Here is a 19,767-nt window from a genome sequence, read left to right as displayed (position 1 = left end):
GCCGGGGACACGCCATGACCGTGAGGGATTTGCCACCAGTCAGAGACCTGACGGAACAGCAGCAGCGCGGTTGGTGTTGCGTCTGGTGCCGGGCACCGCTCGGTGTCGGGCTCGGTACCGACCTCGGGCAGCAGCGCGTGACTCCCACGGCCGGCGCCGCGTACTTGTGGTTCCCCCGGCAGTGCGTGGACTCCATAGCCTGCGCGGGCCGGGTCCGGGCGGCGGGCCGATGACGGTCCGCTCCGTGATCCGCCACGCGGACCGGACGGTCGGCCCCGACCGCGAGCCCGGCGCCCCGGGCCCCGTGTACGAGGCGGAGTGCACCACGTGCCGGGAGTCCTCCGAGGCTGCCGAGCGTCCGACACCGCCGGAGGACTGGGCGCGCTGAGCTCCCCGCCCCGTGCCCGAGGCCGGCGGTGGCCGGGAAGGGGTCACGCCGATGACCCCCGACCTCGCGGGCCGGGGCTCTTCCATGCCGTGATCGTTCGCGCTTCGGTGGGGCATGCGCCCGACTTGCCATCCCACACGAAGCGGCCCCAGACCAGAGACATGCTCTCGATAGAGGTTGCGTATCCCGACGACGAAGGAGCCCAACGGAGTTGAGCGAGCAATCCCGTGACGTCCGCGCCATCCATCTCCCGCGCTGGGGGCGGGTGGCCACGGACCCAGGTGTCGTGCCCTGGCTGGTTCTCGATGAGGAGGGAGAATCGTGCAACCGGTCCGCAGGTTCCTGATCGACTTCATCGCCCGAGACAACCGGACCGGCAGCGTGCGCAGCTACGCCTACGACCTGCTGCGCTGGTGTCGGTGGCTTCTCTGCACTTTGCAAGTCGGGGTGCTCGCGGTGTCGCTGTAGCAGCTGTGCGACGATCGCACGATGTTGCGCAGCCTTGAGATCACGGCGGTTCTGTCTGGGCTTGAGAAGGTTCATCGTGATCGGTTGTTCTGGAAACCCACGATCCAGCTCAACCTGGATTGCTTCGTCTGCGAGCGGGTCGGACGAACCAACGCGCTGGAACGGGGGGCCGAGCGGGCCATCTGCTGGAGCGGCAGGAACGAGCAGCACTTCGCCGCGGCTCGGATCGCTGCGTTCGACGTGACAAGCCAGGACGACCGGCTGGCGCTGCGGACTGTGGTGGACTTCTGGTGGGCGCCGTTCAAGGACGCCAAGCGGGGCGTCGACGCAACGCCGTTGAGCAATTGGGTTCGCCTGCACTACGGCAACTACTGCCCTCACCAGGAGACGTCCAGCGAAGGTTCGGTCCAGACGAACGTGCGCCGTCCCACGAGTGTGTACTGCGGAGGCTGCAAGACGGAGATCGCGGTGGATGCGGAGGTTCCGTCGATTCGGCTGCTGGTGTGAGCCCTGTGCGGGACACTGGCGCATGTCCATGAGGCTCATCTCGGCTTCCCTCTGCGGGCAGGCATGCCGAGGTCGACCCGACTCTTGGCAGCGAAGACGGAGGGCTTCCTCGCGCTTACCGTTGAAAAGGTGATGGTGAGGTCGATGCCCTCGATCTCACCGAGTCAGCCTTCGGCTTCGGCGCGCTCGCGGCGGTTGAGGAGGTTGGTCTCGATCTCGGCGAGCCGGTAGAGCATCTTCGGGTCGATGTGGAGCATTGGGCAGCGGATGCGGGCTTCTCTGAACTACGTGTGGTGCGGCAATCTGTTCGTGTGGCGTTTATCCGGCCGCGTACGGTCCGTGCATGACGAGGACCACGCCGGTCAGACCGGTGTCTGTGGAGGCCGTGTTCCCGGAGCTGGCCCCCTACCGAGCCCGGACAACCCGGTTGCACCCCAGACCGGGGCGGCCCGGCATGCACGACAGTCACGTTGGCGGGCCGATGCTGTGGCCGGACGGCGAACCGTGGCCGCTCTGCCACGAGCCGCACCAGCGCGAGAGCAAGGGGTACGCACCGGAGGAGATCCGCAGCGCCCGGGCCGCCGGGGTCTGGCCGCCGAGCCGGCCATGGCCAGCCGTAGAAACTCCCGGACTGGACGGGCCGGTGCCCTTCGTGGGATTGGCCCAGTTCTTCCGCCGTGACATCCCGGGTCTTGCCTGCGGGCCCGACGGCGCGGACCTGGTGCAGCTCTTCCGCTGCCCCTTCACTCACGGCCCGTACCTGGAGCGCCGTTACCGCCTGCGGTGGCGACTGGCCGGGCAGGCCGAGCACGCGGAACGCTTCCTCGCTGATCCGCCCCATGTGCCCCTGCTTCGATGGGAGCACGAACTCCCCGAGCCATGTGTCCTGCACCCGGAAGAGGTGAACACCTATCCCTGGGCGGAGGACGATACGCTGCCCGCCTCGCTGATCGCGCGCATCGACGCGTGGGACGACGCCCAGGTAGCGGAACACGGCCCAAACGCCCCCAGCTACCAGTACGACCTGTCGATCCCTCCCGGCTGGCGCGTCGGCGGCTTCCCCAGCTGGGCGTCGACGGGCCCGATGGCCATCGACTGCGCGTCCTGCGCAACCCCCATGCGGCTGCTGCTGACGGCCGAGGGCTACGAGATGGACGCCGGCTCGCACAGCTGGATGCCGCTGGAGGACCGTGACCCGACCCTGAGGGGGAAGGCATCGATCCGGGGTGGCCAATCCGTTGCCCAACCCACCTGGCTCCGCTTCGGCCGGGACCGGGACCTGCACGTTTTCACCTGCCCGGCCGACCCCCGACATCCGCCCAAGTGGGTGCTCACCTAGGGCGCTTGACGGCTTCTCTGCATCAAGTCAAGTGGTCGGCTCGACAGGCCTTGACCGGTTTCTGGGTGAGAGCCAGTCGTCTGTGCCGCGGTGGCGGCCGAGGCCGACTGCGGCGAACTCGCCGACGTGATTGCCCTTTGCGGCGCCCAGCCGCCGCAGTGCCTGAGGGATCGGAGTGCCGGTCGTCGGCGACGGCTCCCCTTCGGCCAGGCGCAACGGGCCAAGGACTACCCGATGGCCGCGACGACGGCGAACAACTCGGCGGACATGGGGATGACGCGTTCCCGGTCGCTCTTCGAGGGAGCGACCACCAGCAAAGCGATGACCTCGCCGTTGGGCCGTTGATACTGTCGGATGCTGAGATGGGTGAGCTCCAGGGCCTCCTCTATGCGCACGCCTGAGTGCCGCAGGACCTCAACGGTCACCCCCTCCCAGAAGGCGGCGTCCTCGGCATGCGTGACATTGATGCGCCTGCCGCTCTCCAGATCGAGGACGCGGACGTTCGACGTTCGATCTGGGCACAGGAGACCTTGGGGTGGACGGCTGGAGAATTGCCTCGTCAAGGGGGCCAAGACCAGGTGCAGGGTCGTGTGGTCAGCTGAGGAAAGACAGCCGGACTTGGCGTTCTGGGTTGTCCCGGTCGGTGTTCACGAGTACGACGGACTGCGAGGTCCCCAGCTCCAGCTCACCGTCGACTACGGGCAACGTGGCGTGTGGTGGGACCAGAGCCGGGAGCATGTGGGCGCTGCTGTGGCCAGGACTGCCGTGGCGGTGTTGCCAGTGGTCGTCCGCGGGAAGAACGTCACGGAGGACCGCCAACAGGTCATCGTCGCTGCCCGCGCCGGTCTCGATGATGGCCAGGCCGGACGTCTCGTGGGGGGTGAAGATGTTCAGCAGTCCGTTTCGCCCGTGAGCCACCTCTCGGAGGAATGCGGAGCATGCGTTCGTGAGGTCGTGCAGGGTCTCGGTGGAGCCGGTTGTGATGTTGATCGTGCGGGTGGTGAAGGTGCCAGTCATGATTCACCGGTACCCATCGCGGAGCCTGAGCGCTAACGGCCGGATGGGTTGTTCCTTCGGAACTCCACAAGTAACGGCGACGGGCCGCGAACGCGGTGAGCGGCAAGGCAGCCGTCGAGGCTTCGACGCTCCTTCGGTGAGGGGGATACAGGCTGCCGCGAAGCTGCAGCTTGGACAGGCGCCCATAGGAGACATTCTGCTATGTGGCGCATGCGCAGGGTGATGGTGGGGGTTCGGTGTGGCGCGCTGAGCACGTCAGCCGTCCTGCTGGGAGTGCTGCTTCGGCTTCGCACAGGCGAGTGAATGTCTGCTTGCGGTCGCCGACCATGGCTGCCGAGTGTGCCTGCTGTCCTCGCAGGAACGCCACCAGCCGCGGGCCGGCCTTGGGTGCAGCTTCGGCAGCTGAGTCCGCGAGCTTCAAGGCCGTCTGCCCGTGGCGCAGATTTGATGCCTGAAGGCTCATGCCGCGCAGAGTGCGCCAGTAGGTGACGTGGTCAAACGACTAAGCGCCCCTCTGGCCGAAACCAGGAAGGGCGCTTAGTGCCAGGTCGGAGGGGGTGTACCCCGCCTGTAATCGGTAGGCCGTGTGGGACTCGAACCCACAACCAACGGATTAAAAGTCCGCTGCTCTGCCAATTGAGCTAACGGCCCTCGGCGAATCACCCCCGAGCATAGCCCGCCGAGACCCGGCCGCCGATCGGGTATCGGTTGCCGGGCCCCGTCATTCCGGTGGCGGTCTCGCTCAGCGCGGCGTATTGCGGGTGATCGTGCGCTTGTGATCCGGATTGAGGAACCAGTGACGGGCCGAGGCCAGCCACCAGGTGGCGGCGAAGCCGAGGACCACCAGGACGGCGATCGGGGCGTAGTTGAAGGTTTCCCAGGTGACGGGTGAGACCTGGGGCAGCATGAAGAGCACCGTGATGACCGCCACCCAGACCACCGCGACGATGCCGATGGGGCGGGACCAGCGGCCCAGGTGCCAGGGGCCGCGCCGGAAGTCGTCGCCGCGCAGGAGACGGAGCAGGGTGGGGATGACGTAGGCGATGTAGAGGCCGATCACCGCGATGGAGGTGACGGCCGCGTACGCGGTGACGTTGATCAGGTACGGGAGGCCCAGTACCAGCGCGCCGATGGCTGCCAGCCAGACCGCCGCCACGGGGGTGCGGGTGCGGGGGCTGACCGTGTGCCAGACGTGGGAGAACGGGAGGGCGCCGTCCCGGGAGAACGCGTAGATCATGCGGCTGTTGGCGGTCACGGACGCCATGCCGCAGAAGAGTTGGGCGCCGATCACCACCAGGAGCAGCAGCTTGCCCGTGGTGGCGCCAAGGGCGTCCAGGAGGATCTGGGCGGGCGGGGCGCCGGTCGGGGAGGCCAGGGCTCCGTCGTACGACTGGATGGCGAAGGTGAAGCCGAGCAGGAGGACGAAGCCGGCGATCCAGGAGGTCCAGATGGACTGGACGATGCCGCGCGGTCCCGCCGTGGCCGCGTCGTGTGTCTCCTCCGTCATATGGGCGGAGGCGTCGTATCCGGTGAAGGTGTACTGGGCCATCAGCAGCCCGATCATCACCACGTAGAACCCGCTGCCCCAGCCGGTGTTGTTCACGAACTCCGTGAAGACGAACGACGCCGACTGGTGGGAGTCCGGCACGAACGTCAGCGCGCCGACGATGACGGCGACGCCGAACACGTGCCACCACACGCTGACGCTGTTGAGGATCGCGACGATCCGCACCCCAAAGGTGTTCAGCAGGCCGTGCAGGAACAGGATCGCGGCGAAGAGGAGGATCGTGCGGCCGGGCGTGATCGTGAAGTCGAACTGGAGGTTCAGGTACGCGCCCAGGAACGATGCCGCCCCGAAGTCGATCCCGGCGGTCACGGCGACCTGCCCGAGTACGTTGAACCAGCCCGTGAACCACGCCCACGCCGCCGCCGAGCGCGGCGGGGCCAGCCGGTGGGCCCAGAAGTAGAGGCCGGCGGACGTCGGGTACGCCGAACAGATCTCGGCCATCGCGAGGCCGACGAACAGCGTCATCAGGCCGACGCCGACCCAGCCCCAGGTGATCAGGACCGGGCCGCCGGTGTTCATGCCGAACAGGTAGAGCGTCAGGCAGCCGGAGAGCACCGAGATGATCGTGAACGAGACCGCGTAGTTGGAGAAGGCGGACATCCGGCGGGCGAGCACCTGGGTGTAGCCGAGCTCGGCCAGCCGCTCCTCGTCGGAGACGGTGACGGGGACGGGGGCGGAGGCGGAGGCGGGGGCTGGGACGGAGATGGGGACGGGGGCCGAAGCGGCAGTGGCAGCGGAAGCGGCCTCCGTCGGGTCGGGCGGGGTACCGCACGGATTCATTGTCATGCCCCCAGCGATTCCCTCGCCGGGGGCACGACATACACCGGTCCTCGACCGGTGTGGGGCGAGGACCCGTCAGCCCCTCAGAAGATCCCCTTGTACGTCTGCCACCCCGTGGCGATCTGCGTACGGGCCCCGAACGAGCCCTTGCCGTTGCCGTTGTTGCGGAACAGCTTCCCGGCCGAGTCGCGTACGACGATGTCGTTCCTGCCGTCGCCGTTCAGGTCACCGACGCCCACCATCGAGTTGTACGAACGCCCCCAGTCCGAGAACACCTTCACCCGCGGCGCGAAGCTGCCGTTGCCCAGGCCGTCGTAGCGCCACAGGCCGCCGTCGCGGTCATGGCCGAGCAGGTCGGGGCGGCCGTCGCCGGTGATGTCGCCGACGCCGGTGATCTGGGCGTACGTCTTCCAGTTGGTGAAGATCCTGGCCTTCGGCGCGAACTTCCCGCCGGCCAAGCCCGCGTAGAAGTACATGTCACCGGTGGACGTCTGACGGGCCACGAGGTCGGCCCGGCCGTCCCCGTTCAGATCGCCGGGCGAGGTCAGCACGTCGTACTGCTGCCAGCCCGCGCCGATCACGGTGTGGCTGCTGCCTGGCGTGTAACCGGAGTTGCCGCAGCGACCGGCGTACTGGCGCAGTTCGCCGCCCGGCATTCGCACGAGCAGTTCGGAGCAGCGGTCGCTGCCGGTGTCCGCGAACGGCACGGCGAGGGTTCCGGCCGGCCAGCCGGAGCCGGACTTCTTGCCGTCGAAGCTGCCCGGGGTCTGCCCGAACTGGACGGTCAGCCCGCCGGAGGAGTTGAGGGTGACCAGGTCGCCGATGCTGTATCGGCCCTGGTCGTGGAAGCCCGCCCGGCCACCGCCCACCCCGATGGTTCCGCTGGTGGTGTACGTCCCGGACCCGTCCTCGGCCGTCGCCTTCAGGGTCCAGGCGTGCAGGCCATTGCCCGTGTACCCGCCCGCGTCCGTCCGGCCGTCCCAGGCGACGTCCGCCTCGGTGCCGGAGCCGGCGCCCTTGAGGGTGCGTACCGTGCGGCCGGTCCAGTCCTTGACGGTGTACGTCCAGGTGACGGGCTTGTTGAACTGCCAGGTGCTGAGCCACGCGTCCAGGCCATTGACGCCCTTGATGTCGATGGAGGTGTCGCCGACGTCGGAGGCGATCTTCGCGAGGGGCTGCGCGGGCACCCCGCTGGGCACGATGTGGACGGAGTTCGCGGCATCGACGTACGCGATGTCCCCGCCGAACTTGTCCACCGCCCAGGTCAGCCGCCGCTGGTCGGCGGTCTTCCCGGCGGGCAGGTCGGCCATCACGCGGGGAGTCGCGGCCTTGCCCGTGTGGAAGTCGGTCAGCAGCAGCTTCCCGGCGGTCCGGTCGTGCCGGACGAGGTACCCGTCGCCGACGAGGGCGGGCCCGGACGGCACGGTGATCGACTTCTTCGCCGTACGGTCGTACACACCGGCCGCACCGGTCGTCCCGCAGTTCCAGTAGACCCAGCGTCCGACCGCACGGACCTCCTTGATCACGCAGGGGGCGCCGGTGGCGACCGTCTCCACGACCTTGTTCTTGTCGATGTCGGTCGCGGTGAGCGCGCCGGTGGCGGAGGTCGCCGCCCAGAGCGAGGTGCCCCAGACGGAGGCGGCGGTGGGAGTGCGGACGATGGGGGCGGCGTTCGCGTAGTAGCTCGGGTACATGTCGACCCGCTGCTTGACCGGGGAGCCGCCGTTGACGACCGTGGCACGGGCGGTCAGGTCCACGATCTTCGCGGTGCCCGCGGGGTAGTGGACATCGCCCCCGTGGTACGAGCTCCCGGGCCCCCAGAACTGGACGCTCTCGGTGCCGGCGTCGTCGCCGTCGACGAACACGACGCCGTAGTCCCCGTGGCCCGAGGCGACCAGCTCCACGCAGGAGCCCATGTCGCAGGGCACCGTCCTGAAGTGCGCGCCGTTGGCGAAGGGCCCGGCGTGCGACCGGCTCTCCCGCGCCCCCACGGTCACGCCGTCGGCGGACACCCGGCGCTCGTAGACCATCGCGTCACCGCCGGCGCTCCGCTCCGCGGTGACCAGCCGCCCACCGGCGAAGTCGAGGCCGCGGACGCCGTTGGTCGTCACGGTGGCCGGAGCCCCGGCAGGGGCGGCCGTGGCCGGAACGACGGCCGTCGCGACGACGGTCGCCCCCACCACGGCCCCCACCAGTGCGGCACGGCCACGAATGAACGCAGTCAAAGAAGTCCCCTCCCGGGTGACAAAAGGTTCGGAACGCTTGGGGTACTTGGAACGCTTGGGGTACTTGGAACGCTTGGGGTACTTGGAACGCTTGGGGTACTTGGAACGCTTGGGGCACTTGGAACGCTTGGGATGCTGGGAACGCGCCCGCATCAGGAGAGCCGGGCGTACATCTGCCAGCCGCCCCCGACCTTCACCCGCGCGGCCAGACCGCCCTTGCCGTCGCCCCGGTAGCTCCACAGCGCCCCGGACGTGTCCCGCGCCAGCAGATCCGCCTTGCCGTCGCCGTTCAGGTCACCGGCCCCGACCATCGCGTCGTACATGGTCCAGCCCCAGCCGACCTTGACCCGCGTCCCGAGCGTCCCCTTGCCGGTGGCCGGGTAGCGCCACACCACGCCGGAACCGTCCCGGGCCAGCAGATCGCCCTTGCCGTCGCCGTTCAGATCGCCCATCCCGGCCAGCAGGTACTTCTGCCAGCCCGTGCCGATCCTCACCCGCGGCTCGAAGAAGCCGTTGCCCTTGCTCTTGTACAGGTACAGGGACCCGGTCGAGGTCTCGCGGGCGAGCAGGTCCGCCCTGCCGTCCCCGGTCAGATCGCCGGGCGAGGTGAGCGCGTTGAAGATGTTCCAGCCCGTACCGATCTTCGTGTACGGGGTGGTGGGCTTCAGCGCGGCACCGCACGCGGGCTTGTACGTGCGCAGTTCACCGGTCTTCATCCGCACCAGCACGTCGTTGCAGCGGTCGCCGCTGACGTCCTCGAACGGCACGGCGGCCGTCACGGTGTTCGCGCCCGTCCAGCCGGAGCCGGAGAGCTTCGTCTCGACCCGGCCGGTCCCCGTACCCGTACCGGCACGCCAGTCGGCCACTCCGGCCGACGTGAACGCCAGCAGGTCGCCGAAGCCGTCGTTGCCGACGAAGTCCCGCGCCACGGCGGCGCCGCCGGAGAGCTTCACCGTGCCCGAGGTCGTCAGGGCGGCACCCTGGCCGTCGGCGGGCTTCGCGGTGAGGGTCCAGGTGTACGCGCCGTTGGCGACCGGTCGCCCCGCCGCGTCCTTTCCGTTCCACCCCGCCTTCACCAGCCCGCGCGCCTCGCCGCCCGTGAGCGTGCGGGCGGCCGTACCCGTCGCCTTGTTCTTCAGCGTCAACTGCCAGGACGCGGCCGGCTTCGACAGCCACCAGCGGGGTGACCAGGACGCGCTCGCGGCATTGACCGACGCGGCGGCGGCCGTATCCCGGACGGAGAGCGCGGAGGTCTTCACCCCGGAGGGAACGACATGGACGTTCCCTCCCTTGTCGGCGTACGCGAGCGGGCCGCCGAACCGGTCGACGGTCCAGCCCTCGCCCGGCTCGACATTGGCCGGGCTGCCGACGGTGCGCGTTCCGGCGGTACCCCGCACATCGGTCACGCTCAGGACGCCGTCCTTCTCCCAGCCGACGTATCCGTCGCCGAGCATCGCGGACCGGTGGGCCGGGAGCCGGACCGACTTCTTCGTGACGGTGTCGTACACCCCCGACGTCTTCGCCCCGCACTCCCAGTAGAGGTCGGTGCCGTTCGCCCGCAGATCCGTGATGTCGCAGTCACCGACGTCGACGTTGCGGACGGCCTTGCCCGTCCGCACGTCGAGTGCCTGCACGGCCCCGGCAGTGGAGCCCTCGACCCAGAGCGTGCCTCCGTCGATCGTGAAGGCCGGCAGGTACTGCTGCTGGGCCGGGCCGGTGTAGACCGCCTTCCGGGTGTCCAGGTCGACGACCTGGATGCGCGGCCGGTAGTCCTCGGATGCCGGGCCGGGGATCCTCGCCACGGTGTAGCGTCCGGACGCCTGCATGGTGTCGTGCGGCTGCTGGTACGTGGACTGGTCGTTGACCTTCCGGGCCGGCAGGGCCGCCGTCTCGTCGAGAACGCTCAGCCCCTCGCCGTTGATCCCCTGGTACGCGAGCCGGCCGTCACCGGTCGACTGGAGCTCCTCGCACCAGTCCCAGTCGCATCCGGCGTAGTCGTTGAACAACCCCCGGTCCTCGCGCGCCGCAGCCGTCGGGCTGCCGCTCACCGAGATGTCGGTGCGGCGCAGCCGCGCCCGGCCGAACGGGATTCTGTCGATGGTGTGCATCCGGCCCTGGGCCATGCTCATGCCCTCGACCACGGTCGGGATGGACAGCGCATCGGCGACCCGGCCCGTCGACAACGCCCCGTCCGCCCCCGCCCGCAGCGCGTACACGGAGTACGCCGCGCCCTGCTTCTCGGGTGCCCTGCCCAGAAGCATGGTCCCGTCGGGTTCGAACACCGCGATCGACGCCGCACGGTCCAGGACCACGCGCTCGGGGCCGCCGGTCACCGGGACCGCCAGGACGGTGTGGCCGGCCACGGACGGGTCCGGGGAACCGCCCGTGGCGGAAGGACGGGTGAACAGCACGTCGTTGCCCACCACTCCGAGCATCTGTGCCGGACCCACACCGGGGAGGGTGACCTCATGGGCGGGCTTCGAGAGGTCGGACAGGTTCCATATCCGGTAGGTGTCCGTGTTGTGGAACCGCTCGACCACCTGCCGGCCGCTCCCCTTCACCTGGTTGTCGATGAGCGCCGTGGGACGGAGTCCGGATGCGTCCAGCCGGTACACGACCGGCCGGCTGTTCACCATGGCCTCGACGAACACGCCGTCCGGGTCGCCGTACCCCTGGACGCTCAGCGCCACGGCCCCTGCCGGCAGGCCGCTCACCGAGCGGTCCACCATCCGGCCGTTCTCCCGGGTCAGGAGGTGAAGGGTGGCGACCCTGTCGGCGGTCTGCTCGATCGTGACGACGGTGGCGCCGTAGATCGCCCTGTACCGCTGGCCCGTGGGGACCACGACGGACCACTCCTGACCCGTGCTCATGTCCCGCTGGACAGGATTCGACACACCGGTGAAGGTCACCACGTCGGTACCGGACACCTGGGCCACCCGCAGGCCGGCCGGGACCGCCACCGCCCGGGTGGAACCGTCGGCGTACGAGGTCCAGTTGTAGCCCTCACCGGCCTGCCCCCACAGATAGCCGGACGCCCCGGCGCCGACCAGACGGCCGGCGTCGGGGTTCTCGTTCTGCTCGACGGGGATGACGAGTTCGGCGGGCAGCGGGCCTGCGGCTCCGGCCGCGGGGGGCACGAACCCCGCCCCGATACCAAGTGCCGCGATCACCGCGACAGCACTGCGTACAAACGTGTGGCGTCTCAAACCGAGTCCCTCCCGGGAACTTCCAGAAGAGCATGAGGAGGACGCGGCAGCGTGCCGCGGTCTGTGCGAAGTGTGAAAGCCCCCCGGCCCCAACCCCTCATGCGAGTGCGGCCGACTTTAACAGCAGTCCCACAGGCGACGACAGGGAAATTCGAACTGGTTCAAACGAAACAGGGCCCGCACACCACCGAAGTGATGTACGGGCCCTGATCGGCAGTCAGGCGATCTGACGATCAGCCGTTGCGCTTCCAGCGCGGCTTGTCGTCGCGGCGGCCGAAGGAGCCGGTGCTCGTGCCGGTTCCCGTGGAACGGTGGTCGTCACGGCGACCGGTGGGGCGGTCGCTGCCGCCGCCGGCGCGGAAGCCGCCCGCCGGGCGGTCGTCACGACGGTCACGGTTGAACGGACGGTCGCCGCCACCGGCGCGGAAGCCACCGGAGGGACGCTCGTCACGACGGTCACGATTGAACGCCGGGCGGTCGTTGTCGCGGTTGAACGACGGACGGTCGTTGTCACGACGCTCGAAAGAACGGCCGCCACGGTCGCCGCCGCGGTCGTCACGACGGTCGCCGCCACCGGAGCGGAAGCCACCGGAGGGACGCTCGTCACGACGGTCACGGTTGAACGCCGGGCGGTCGTTGTCGCGGTTGAACGCCGGGCGGTCGTTGTCACGACGCTCGAAGGAGCGGCCGCCGCGGTCGTTGCCGCGGTCGTTGCTGCCACGGAACGACGGACGGTCGCTGCTGCCGCGGTAGCCGTTCCCACCGGTGGGACGGCCGCTGCGCTCGCCGACCCGGTCGTTGCCGCCGCGGTATCCACCGCGGTCGCCGCCGCGGCTGTCCCGGCGCTCGTAGTTGCCGCGGTCGTCGCGACGCTCGTCGCGCGCGGCCGGCTGCTCCGGCACGGAAGCGGCGGCCACGAGTGCGGCCTCCGCCTCGGCGGCGACCTCGGCCACCGCTGCCTCGGGGTCGTCGCCCCGCTCGCGTGCGGCACGGGCGACCAGGCGGTCGGCCTCCTCGCGCAGCTCCACGGCACGGCGCTGGATGCGCTCGAGCTGCTTGGTCAGGTCGGCGGCCTCGCGCTCGGCCTGCTTGGCGGCGTTGTTCGCGGAGTCGGCCTGGACCTCGGTGAGCGAACGGGCGCCGGTGATCTCGGCGACCTCCGGCTCGAAGACGCCCGCGCCCTGGACGATGTGGCGCGAGGCGTCGACGCCCGCGTCCTCCATCAGGCGGAAGATCTGACGACGCTGGTGCGGCAGCGCCAGCGAGACCACGACACCGGACTTGCCGGCACGGGCGGTACGGCCCGAGCGGTGCAGGTAGTCCTTGTGGTCACCGGCCGGGTCCACGTTCAGGACCAGGTCGATGCCGTCGACGTGGATACCGCGGGCCGCGACGTCGGTCGCGACCAGCGCGTTGACGTAACCCTTCTTGAAGTCCTCAAGAACGCGGGTACGAGCGCCCTGGGTCATGCCGCCGTGCAGTGCGTCGGCCTTGACGCCCGCCTCGACGAGCTGCTCGGCGATGCGGTCGGCGCCCAGCTGGGTGCGGACGAAGATGATCGTGCGGCCCTTGCGGGCGGCGATGGCCGAGGTGACCGGCGCCTTGTCCTTCGGCTTCACGACGAGGACGTGGTGCGACATGGTCGAGACGTTGCCCTGGGCGGAGTCGACCTCGTGGGTGACCGGGTTGCTCAGGTAGCGCTTGACCAGCGTGCCGATCTCGTTCTCCATGGTGGCGGAGAAGAGCATGCGCTGGCCGCCGCCGGGGATCTGGTCGAGCAGCTCGGTGACCTCGGGCAGGAAGCCCAGGTCGGACATCTGGTCGGCCTCGTCGAGGACGGCGACCTGGACGTTCTCCAGGGAGCAGGCGCCCCGGTTGATGATGTCGCGCAGCCGGCCCGGGGTGGCGACGAGGACGTCGACACCGCGCTCCAGCGCGTAGATCTGGTTGCCCATCGACGTACCGCCGCAGACGACCTTCATCTTCAGGCCGAGCACGTCACCGTACGGCTGCAGCGCGTCCGCGACCTGCATCGCGAGCTCACGGGTCGGGGTGAGGATGATCGCGCGGGGCTTCTTCTTCTCGGTGTGCCCACCGGCCAGCGAGGCCAGCGTCGGCAGACCGAAGGAGAGGGTCTTGCCGGAGCCGGTACGGCCACGGCCCAGGATGTCCTTTCCGGCCAGGGCGTCCGGGATGGTCGCTGCCTGGATCGGGAAGGGCGAGGTCACACCGTTCTGCGCGAGCTTGCGGACGATGCCGTCGGGCAGGCCCAGGTCGGCGAAGGTGACGGTCGGCTCGGCGTCGGCCTCGTCGGCGGCGGAGTCGGTGTCGGCCTGCTCGGCCTGAGGTGCGTCGGCGACGGCCTCGGGAGCGTCGTCCTGCTCGGCCTGGGGGGCGTCGATGTAGGCCGCGATGGAGACGGCGGACTCGGCGACAGAGGCCTCGACGAGCTCGTCGTTCTCGATGTTCTCGGGCAGCACGGTGTTGTTAGAACTGGAAATTGACATGCGAAATGCGAAACCTTCCGGAGTCTCGGCACGCGCCCGTAACTCCGTGATTCGCAATTTCGACCGCCTCAATGCGGTCCAGCCACGGCAAGGGAGAGTACGCGCCACACGGCGCTCTTCTGTGTCGGCGCCGGGCAATGGATCAAACGATCTACTACCATACGCACTGTCCCCCACATTGCGCAAACCGGCCCCTGCCGACCGTCCCGTCAAGCCGGTCCCACCTGCGGTGATGCCTCCGGGGTCCGCATCTCGTCCACATCGTCCAACGCGCCCATCGCATCGTTGCGGAACTGCGCGGCGGGCGACGCCGAAGGCACCGGCGGTGGCTCGGAGGGCTCCGGCTCGGGCTCCGGCGGAACCGACGGCTCAGGGGCCGGCGGATCGGACGGAGCCGGGGTTACCGGCGGCTCCGGGTCCCCGGGCCCCGACGGCAAGGACGTCGTCGTCGGGGTCAGCAGCCGACCGCCCCGGAGCCGCCGCTGCCCGGCGGCCCCCGTGCCGGGACCAACCGAGGGATCGGCGGAGGCCTTCGGGCCGCCGGACTCGGCGGCCTCCCGCTCGGAGTGCGCCTCGGCGCCACCGGTACGGCCCCGGCCGGTACCGGCCACCGTGGAGCCGTCCGGCGCGGTCACCGGCCCCTTCGGTACGGCGGACCGCGAGGGCGCCGGTTTCTCGTCGTCGGCGCCGACACTCATGCAGCCTGTGGACGCGGCGATCGTCACGGCGGTGACGGCCGCCCAACGGACTGGGACGGACAACTGGCGCACGGGGGCACCTCCGGAGGGCGCGAAGAAGGACGGGACGGTACGGAAACGAGCCGGGGAGCAACGAGCCGGGAAGCTCTGTGCCCAACTCCCACCGACCCGCCGGGGACACGCCCCCGGACCCGGCCCGCACACCTCATTCACACCTCGAAGCCCCAGCGCCTCATCCGTAACCCAGCCTCTTACGTAGCCGCGGCCTCACCCGTAACCCAGCGCGTGCAGCCTCTCGTCGTCGATGCCGAAGTGGTGGGCGATCTCATGGACGACCGTGATCTCCGTCTCGGCGACGACGTCCTCGCGCGACTCGCACATCCGCAGCGTCGGCCCGCGGTAGATGGTGATCCGGTCCGGCAGCACACCCGCGTACCACTCACCGCGCTCGGTCAACGGCGTGCCCTCGTAGAGCCCCAGCAGATCCGGATCACCGGCCTCCGGTTCGTCCTCGACGAACACCGCGACGTTGTCCATCAGGCGGGTCAGCTCCGGCGGGATCCGGTCCAGGGCCTCGCCGACCAGTTCCTCGAACTCTTCCCGCGTCATCTCCAGCACCCCGTCATTGTCACGTACCGCCGCCGGACGCGCCCCGAAGTGCCCGCAGCGCATACCTCCGTCCCGGCCGGGGCATAGGCGCCCCATGGCCCGCGACCCGTTCCGTGCCGCAGCAGCCCGCGTCCGGCACCGCCTCCGCCCCAGGCCCCACCCCGGCCGCCGCGCCCGCCGCTTCGGCGGCGGGACGCTCGTCGCCCCGCCGCGCCCGTTCGTCCGCGCGCTGGGTCTGGTCGGCGTCGTGCTGTTCGGCGCCTGGCTCGGGCTGCTGGCCGTCGGCAGTGTCCGTACGCCCGTCGGCCCGATGGACACGACGATGACCCTGCGCCCCTCCCTCAACGGCGGCACCAAGATCAACGTGTCCCCGCTCGGCGCCCTGGAACTGGACTCGCACCACGCCCCGGTCCGGCTCGACGTCGATGTCGACCGCCTCGACCCGGTCCGCTCCCAGGCCCTGGTCCAGCACCCCGAACGGCTGTCCGGACTGGAGGACGAGGTCACCGGCGACGTCGCCTCCGGCACCCGCGAGCTCGCCGTGCGGTCCTGCGTCGCGGTCGTCTCCGGGGCCACCGCACTGGGCCTCGCGGTCTACCGCAGGCCCCGCCGCGCACTCGCGGCCGGCGGGCTCGCGCTCTCGCTGCTGGCCGCCTCGGGGATCAGCGCGTACGCCACCTGGAACCCGAAGTCGGTCCTGGAGCCCCGGTTCTCCGGACTGCTCTCCAGCGCCCCGTCCGTCGTCGGCGACGCCCGCTCGATCGTCACCGACTTCGACGTCTACCAGCGGGAGCTGGCCCGGCTGGTCACCAACGTCACCAAGCTGTACGACGCCACCTCCACGCTCCCCGTCTACAGCCCGGACCCCGCCACGCTCCGCGTCCTGCACGTCTCCGACATCCACCTGAACCCCGCGGCCTGGCACATCATCGGTTCGCTCGTCGAGCAGTACGACATCGACGTCATCATCGACTCGGGCGACACGATGGACCACGGCACCGCCGTCGAGAACAACTTCCTCGACCCGATCAGCGATCTGGGCGCGCCCTACGTCTGGGTCCGCGGGAACCACGACTCCGCGATCACCCAGAAGTACCTGGCGCACGCCAAGCGGTTCAAGAACGTGCACGTGCTGGACGAGGGCCGGGCGGTGAACGTCGGCGGGCTGCGCGTGGCGGGCATCGGGGACCCGGAGTTCACCCCGGACCGCACCGGGCCCGAGCAGGCCGCGGACGTCGAACGGACCGCGGGCCTGCGGCTGGCGGCCGCCCTGGGCGACCAGCAGCGGGCCGGCACACCGGTCGACATAGCCGTCACCCATGAGCCGGCGGCGGCCCGGGAGACGGACGGCGCGGTCCCGCTCGTCCTGGCCGGCCATGTGCACCACCGGCAGAACGAGGTGTTGAAGCTCGGCACCCGGCTGAAGGTCGAGGGCTCCACAGGCGGCGGCGGACTGCGCGCCGTACAGAACAAGAAGCCGGAACAGGTGCTCGCCTCGGTCCTCTATCTGGACCGCTCCACCCGTCGGCTGCAGGCCTGGGACGAGATCACGCTGGGCGGGCTCGGCCTGACGACGGCTGAGGTCAGCCGTCATCTTCCGGAGGAGAAGCCGGCCCTCCCGACCCCGCTCCCGACGTCCCCCACGACCTCCCGGTAAACCGTTTTGGCGATAGCCGCCGCCATCCCATATGCTTCTCACGTCCCCGACGCGCTGGAAAGCGCGCAGGTGGGCCCTTAGCCCTCATCGTCTAGTGGCCCAGGACGCCGCCCTTTCAAGGCGGTAGCACGGGTTCGAATCCCGTTGGGGGCACGCTTTAAACGTGTGCGAGACTCTTGACTCGTCTCGCACATTGCTTGGTCCTGTGGAGCAGCTTGGAGTGCTCGCCACCCTGTCAAGGTGGAGGCCGCGGGTTCAAATCCCGTCAGGACCGCTGCAGCCCGTATGAGCTGCGTGGCTGGGTAGCTCAGTTGGTACGAGCGATCGCCTGAAAAGCGATAGGTCGCCGGTTCGATCCCGGCCCCAGCCACCACCCGAAGGCCCCGTCCGATGGACGGGGCCTTCGCCGTGTCAGGCGTCCCCCCGGTGAACGGTGTTCAGCTCGTCCTCGGTGGGTGTGATGTCTGTGGTGCCTGTGGTGTCTGCGCTGTCCGTCGTGCGTGCTGTGTCTGTCGTGCCTGCTGTGCCTGCCGCGTCGATGGCGTCCGCGCGGCGGCGGCGCCCGGCCCGTACCGCGAGCATCAGCAGCACCACGACCACCACCGCGCCCAGCATCGCCCCATCCGGCACATGCTCGCCGACGCCCTGGGCCCACTGCTCCACGGCGAACGACTGGTCCACGTCCAGCAGTCCGGGCAGCGCGGTCGTCCCGTCGTACGCCAGGAACATGGCGCCGAGCCCGATGAAGAAGAGCCCCGACAGCAGCGACGTGGTGTGCAGTTCGAAGCGGCCGAGCCGCACGACGCGCCCGCGCAGCCACGCCCGGCGGCCCAGGTCGAACCGTTCCCAGAGCAGCGCGAGCAGGAAGAGCGGCACCGCCATGCCCAGGGCGTAGACGGCGAGCAGCAGTCCGCCGTACGCCGGGCTGCCGCTGACGGCCGCCACGGTGAGCACGCTCCCGAGGATCGGTCCCGCGCAGAAGCCGGCCAGTCCGTAGACGGCTCCGAGCGCGTAGACCGATACGGCGGTCGTGGGGCGGATCCGGCCGCTGAGGGCGGCGATCCGCCGCGAGGCGAAGCCGAGACCGATGATCTGGGCGACGCCTAGCCCGATGATCAGCCAGCCCGCGCCGAGGACGAGGGCGTCGCGGTGGCTGTAGAAGAGCCGTCCGGCGTACGAACCCGCCGCGCCCAGCGGGACGAGGGTGGTGGCCAGGCCCGCGTAGAAGATCCCGGTCCGGGCGAGCAGCCGTGAGGTGGAGTTGATGGAGTACGCGAAGAAGGCGGGGAGAAGCAGGGCGCTGCACGGGCTGAGCAGGGCCAGCAGCCCGCCGAGAAACGCGGCGAAGTAACCGATGCCCGCCGTCACTTCGCGGAACCCGTGGAGCCCTCGGAGCCGTCGGAGCCCTCGGAAGGTTTGGCGCCCTTGGTGCCCTTGGCGCCCTCGGATCCCTTTGTGCCCTTGGTGCCCTCGGCTTCCTCGCCCGCGTTGCCGGACTTCTTCGCCTGCTCCGCCGCCTGCTCGATGGCCCGGGTGAAGGTCTGCTCCGACTGCGCCCCGGCGATCGGACGGCCGTTGATCAGGAACGACGGGGTGGAGGTCGCGCCGATTCCGTACCCCTGCTCCTGGTCCTTGCTCACCGCGGCCGCGGCCGCCGGGCCGGCCGTGTCGGCCTCGAAGCGGTCGAGGTCGGCCACCCCGGCCTGCTGGGCGAGCACCTTCAGCCGGTCGTTGCCGAACCCCTTCTCCTTGACCCCTTCGGCGTACGCGGCGCGGTGGAACTGCCAGAAGCGGCCCTGCTGCCCGGCGGCCCAGGCGGCGCGCGCCGCGGCCTCGGAGTCGGCGCCGAAGATCGGGAAGTTGCGCCACTCGATGCGCAGGGTGCCGTTGTCGACGTACTTCTTCACCAGGGCGGGTTCGGTGTCGCGGGCGAACTTCGCGCAGTAGCCGCACTTGAAGTCGGCGTACTCGATGAGGACGACGGGCGCGTCCACCCGGCCTTGTGCCAGCTTGTCGTCGGCATCGCGCCGGGCCAGCTTCGCCAGCTCCGGGTAGACGCCGCCATCGGGGTCCGCGGTGACGTCGGCGACCGCGGAGGAGGCGGAGCCCGGGGATTCGGGGGCGGTGGCCCGGTAGGAGACGTAACCGAGCAGGGCGGCGGCCAGGACGACCCCGGCGCCGTAGACGAACGGCTTCCTGGACTTGCCGGGCTTGTTCGGCTTGCCGGACCTGCTGGACTTCGGGGACGGCTTGGACATGGGCTTTGACGTGGACGTGGACGTGGGCTTGGGCTTGGGCTTGGACGTGGGCATGCGGAACTCCGTGCTGGCGATACGGGAGAGATGAGGGGACGGCCGTGGAGGTGGGGGCCGTCTACACCCTCAGTACGGAGAGTTCCACCGGGGTGGGCGCGGACGCGTCGGGCCCGTGCAACGCGGTCGGTGCGGGCGGCCGGACCGGTCCCGGCCCGGTGGCGACGGGCAGGCCCCATTCGGCGAGGCCCGGCGCCTGGTCCTGGGCCGCACGGGCCCGGCCGGGAACGGCGGGCTCGCTGCCGTCCCGCTTCCCGCCCCTGCCGCAGCCCGGAACCCCGTCCCCGCTGCCCGCGGCGGCGGCCACGACCGTCGCCGCGTCCGACACCGGAGCTGCCACCGGGACCGACACCGCGTCCGTCACCGGAACCGCCGCCGTGACCGCCGTCCGGACCGCCGCCGACTGTCCGCAGAACAGCCCCAGGACGACCGCGAGCGCCGCCACCAGGCAGCACCACTGCGAACGGGACACGGGGAGAGGCCTTCC

General features: G+C 70.2%; 16 protein-coding genes, 4 tRNA genes and 1 pseudogene. 8 read left to right on the top strand and 13 right to left on the bottom strand.

Going from position 1 to position 19,767, the window contains the following annotated elements; genetic code table 11:
• Positions 1–229: 229 nt before the first annotated feature.
• The 4 genes from FHX80_RS34740 (at position 230) to FHX80_RS15240 (ending at position 2,702) form a co-directional block, all read left to right on the top strand.
• Positions 230–388: a DUF7848 domain-containing protein gene (locus FHX80_RS34740; RefSeq protein WP_446447084.1), complete on the top strand. Its 159-nt coding sequence runs from the start codon at positions 230–232 to the stop codon at positions 386–388.
• A 321-nt stretch (positions 389–709) separates the two neighbouring features.
• Positions 710–856: a hypothetical protein gene (locus FHX80_RS15255; RefSeq protein ID WP_208764663.1), complete on the top strand. Its 147-nt coding sequence runs from the start codon at positions 710–712 to the stop codon at positions 854–856.
• A 21-nt stretch (positions 857–877) separates the two neighbouring features.
• Positions 878–1,363: a hypothetical protein gene (locus FHX80_RS15250; protein WP_145764679.1), complete on the top strand. Its 486-nt coding sequence runs from the start codon at positions 878–880 to the stop codon at positions 1,361–1,363.
• A 370-nt stretch (positions 1,364–1,733) separates the two neighbouring features.
• Entirely contained in the window at positions 1,734–2,702 is a 969-nt protein-coding gene (locus FHX80_RS15240; RefSeq protein ID WP_145767314.1) for a hypothetical protein, read from the top strand.
• A gap of 227 nt (positions 2,703–2,929) precedes the next feature.
• On the opposite strand, the gene FHX80_RS15230 is transcribed toward FHX80_RS15240, so the two are convergent.
• From FHX80_RS15230 to FHX80_RS15185, 10 genes and pseudogenes are all read right to left on the bottom strand, one after another.
• A complete protein-coding gene (locus tag FHX80_RS15230; protein ID WP_244318277.1) occupies positions 2,930–3,265 on the bottom strand; it encodes a hypothetical protein in 336 nt (111 codons plus the stop codon).
• A gap of 31 nt (positions 3,266–3,296) precedes the next feature.
• A complete protein-coding gene (locus tag FHX80_RS15225; RefSeq protein WP_145764678.1) occupies positions 3,297–3,719 on the bottom strand; it encodes a secondary thiamine-phosphate synthase enzyme YjbQ in 423 nt (140 codons plus the stop codon).
• A gap of 271 nt (positions 3,720–3,990) precedes the next feature.
• Positions 3,991–4,215: pseudogene (locus FHX80_RS35715) on the bottom strand (hypothetical protein); the annotation flags it as partial.
• A gap of 82 nt (positions 4,216–4,297) precedes the next feature.
• A tRNA-Lys gene (locus tag FHX80_RS15215) sits at positions 4,298–4,370 on the bottom strand.
• Positions 4,371–4,461: 91 nt separating this feature from the next.
• Entirely contained in the window at positions 4,462–6,072 is a 1,611-nt protein-coding gene (locus FHX80_RS15210; protein ID WP_244318276.1) for an amino acid permease, read from the bottom strand.
• Positions 6,073–6,149: 77 nt separating this feature from the next.
• The gene (locus FHX80_RS15205) at positions 6,150–8,291 is read right to left on the bottom strand and encodes an FG-GAP repeat domain-containing protein (RefSeq protein ID WP_145764677.1); all 2,142 of its coding nucleotides are present in this window, start codon (positions 8,289–8,291) and stop codon (positions 6,150–6,152) included.
• Positions 8,292–8,443: 152 nt separating this feature from the next.
• Positions 8,444–11,461: an FG-GAP-like repeat-containing protein gene (locus FHX80_RS15200; RefSeq protein WP_145764676.1), complete on the bottom strand. Its 3,018-nt coding sequence runs from the start codon at positions 11,459–11,461 to the stop codon at positions 8,444–8,446.
• A gap of 269 nt (positions 11,462–11,730) precedes the next feature.
• Positions 11,731–14,004, bottom strand: a complete 2,274-nt coding sequence (locus tag FHX80_RS15195) for a DEAD/DEAH box helicase (protein WP_208764662.1) — start codon at positions 14,002–14,004, stop codon at positions 11,731–11,733.
• A 209-nt stretch (positions 14,005–14,213) separates the two neighbouring features.
• Positions 14,214–14,774 (bottom strand): hypothetical protein, encoded by a 561-nt coding sequence (locus FHX80_RS15190; protein ID WP_145764675.1) that lies wholly within the window; start codon positions 14,772–14,774, stop codon positions 14,214–14,216.
• A gap of 195 nt (positions 14,775–14,969) precedes the next feature.
• Positions 14,970–15,320 carry a metallopeptidase family protein gene (locus FHX80_RS15185; protein ID WP_208764661.1) on the bottom strand — a complete coding sequence of 117 codons (351 nt, stop codon included), beginning with the start codon at positions 15,318–15,320 and terminating at the stop codon, positions 14,970–14,972.
• A gap of 85 nt (positions 15,321–15,405) precedes the next feature.
• Here FHX80_RS15185 and FHX80_RS15180 point away from each other — a divergent pair, with 85 nt between their 5' ends.
• The 4 genes from FHX80_RS15180 to FHX80_RS15165 all read left to right on the top strand — a co-directional run bounded on the left by FHX80_RS15180 (position 15,406) and on the right by FHX80_RS15165 (position 17,341).
• Positions 15,406–16,968: a metallophosphoesterase family protein gene (locus FHX80_RS15180; protein ID WP_145764673.1), complete on the top strand. Its 1,563-nt coding sequence runs from the start codon at positions 15,406–15,408 to the stop codon at positions 16,966–16,968.
• A gap of 80 nt (positions 16,969–17,048) precedes the next feature.
• Positions 17,049–17,121 (top strand) — tRNA-Glu (locus tag FHX80_RS15175).
• Between the two features lie 46 nt (positions 17,122–17,167).
• Positions 17,168–17,242, top strand: a tRNA-Asp gene (locus tag FHX80_RS15170).
• Positions 17,243–17,264: 22 nt separating this feature from the next.
• Positions 17,265–17,341 (top strand) — tRNA-Phe (locus FHX80_RS15165).
• 38 nt (positions 17,342–17,379) lie between these two features.
• On the opposite strand, the gene FHX80_RS15160 is transcribed toward FHX80_RS15165, so the two are convergent.
• From FHX80_RS15160 to FHX80_RS15150, 3 genes are all read right to left on the bottom strand, one after another.
• Entirely contained in the window at positions 17,380–18,336 is a 957-nt protein-coding gene (locus FHX80_RS15160; RefSeq protein ID WP_244318275.1) for a cytochrome c biogenesis CcdA family protein, read from the bottom strand.
• Positions 18,333–19,226 (bottom strand): DsbA family protein, encoded by an 894-nt coding sequence (locus FHX80_RS15155; RefSeq protein ID WP_145767311.1) that lies wholly within the window; start codon positions 19,224–19,226, stop codon positions 18,333–18,335. Before FHX80_RS15155 ends, FHX80_RS15160 begins: the two co-directional genes overlap by 4 nt.
• 115 nt (positions 19,227–19,341) lie before the next feature.
• The gene (locus tag FHX80_RS15150) at positions 19,342–19,752 is read right to left on the bottom strand and encodes a hypothetical protein (protein WP_145764672.1); all 411 of its coding nucleotides are present in this window, start codon (positions 19,750–19,752) and stop codon (positions 19,342–19,344) included.
• Between the last annotated feature and the right edge of the window lie 15 nt (positions 19,753–19,767).

The organism is Streptomyces brevispora, assembly GCF_007829885.1.
In the GTDB taxonomy this organism is placed as follows: domain Bacteria; phylum Actinomycetota; class Actinomycetes; order Streptomycetales; family Streptomycetaceae; genus Streptomyces; species Streptomyces brevispora.
Note: the sequence above shows the minus strand (reverse complement) of the source record. Positions and strands in the feature narration are given on the sequence as shown.

Bases quoted from the DNA above. Each gene is read 5' to 3' on its own strand.
- FHX80_RS15210 (WP_244318276.1), bottom strand. From the start codon at position 6,072: ATGACAATGAATCCGTGCGGTACCCCGCCCGACCCGACGGAGGCCGCT.
- FHX80_RS15250 (WP_145764679.1), top strand. From the start codon at position 878: ATGTTGCGCAGCCTTGAGATCACGGCGGTTCTGTCTGGGCTTGAGAAG.
- FHX80_RS15155 (WP_145767311.1), bottom strand. From the start codon at position 19,226: ATGTCCAAGCCGTCCCCGAAGTCCAGCAGGTCCGGCAAGCCGAACAAG.
- FHX80_RS15195 (WP_208764662.1), bottom strand. From the start codon at position 14,004: ATGTCAATTTCCAGTTCTAACAACACCGTGCTGCCCGAGAACATCGAG.
- FHX80_RS15180 (WP_145764673.1), top strand. From the start codon at position 15,406: ATGGCCCGCGACCCGTTCCGTGCCGCAGCAGCCCGCGTCCGGCACCGC.
- FHX80_RS34740 (WP_446447084.1), top strand. From the start codon at position 230: ATGACGGTCCGCTCCGTGATCCGCCACGCGGACCGGACGGTCGGCCCC.
- FHX80_RS15225 (WP_145764678.1), bottom strand. From the start codon at position 3,719: ATGACTGGCACCTTCACCACCCGCACGATCAACATCACAACCGGCTCC.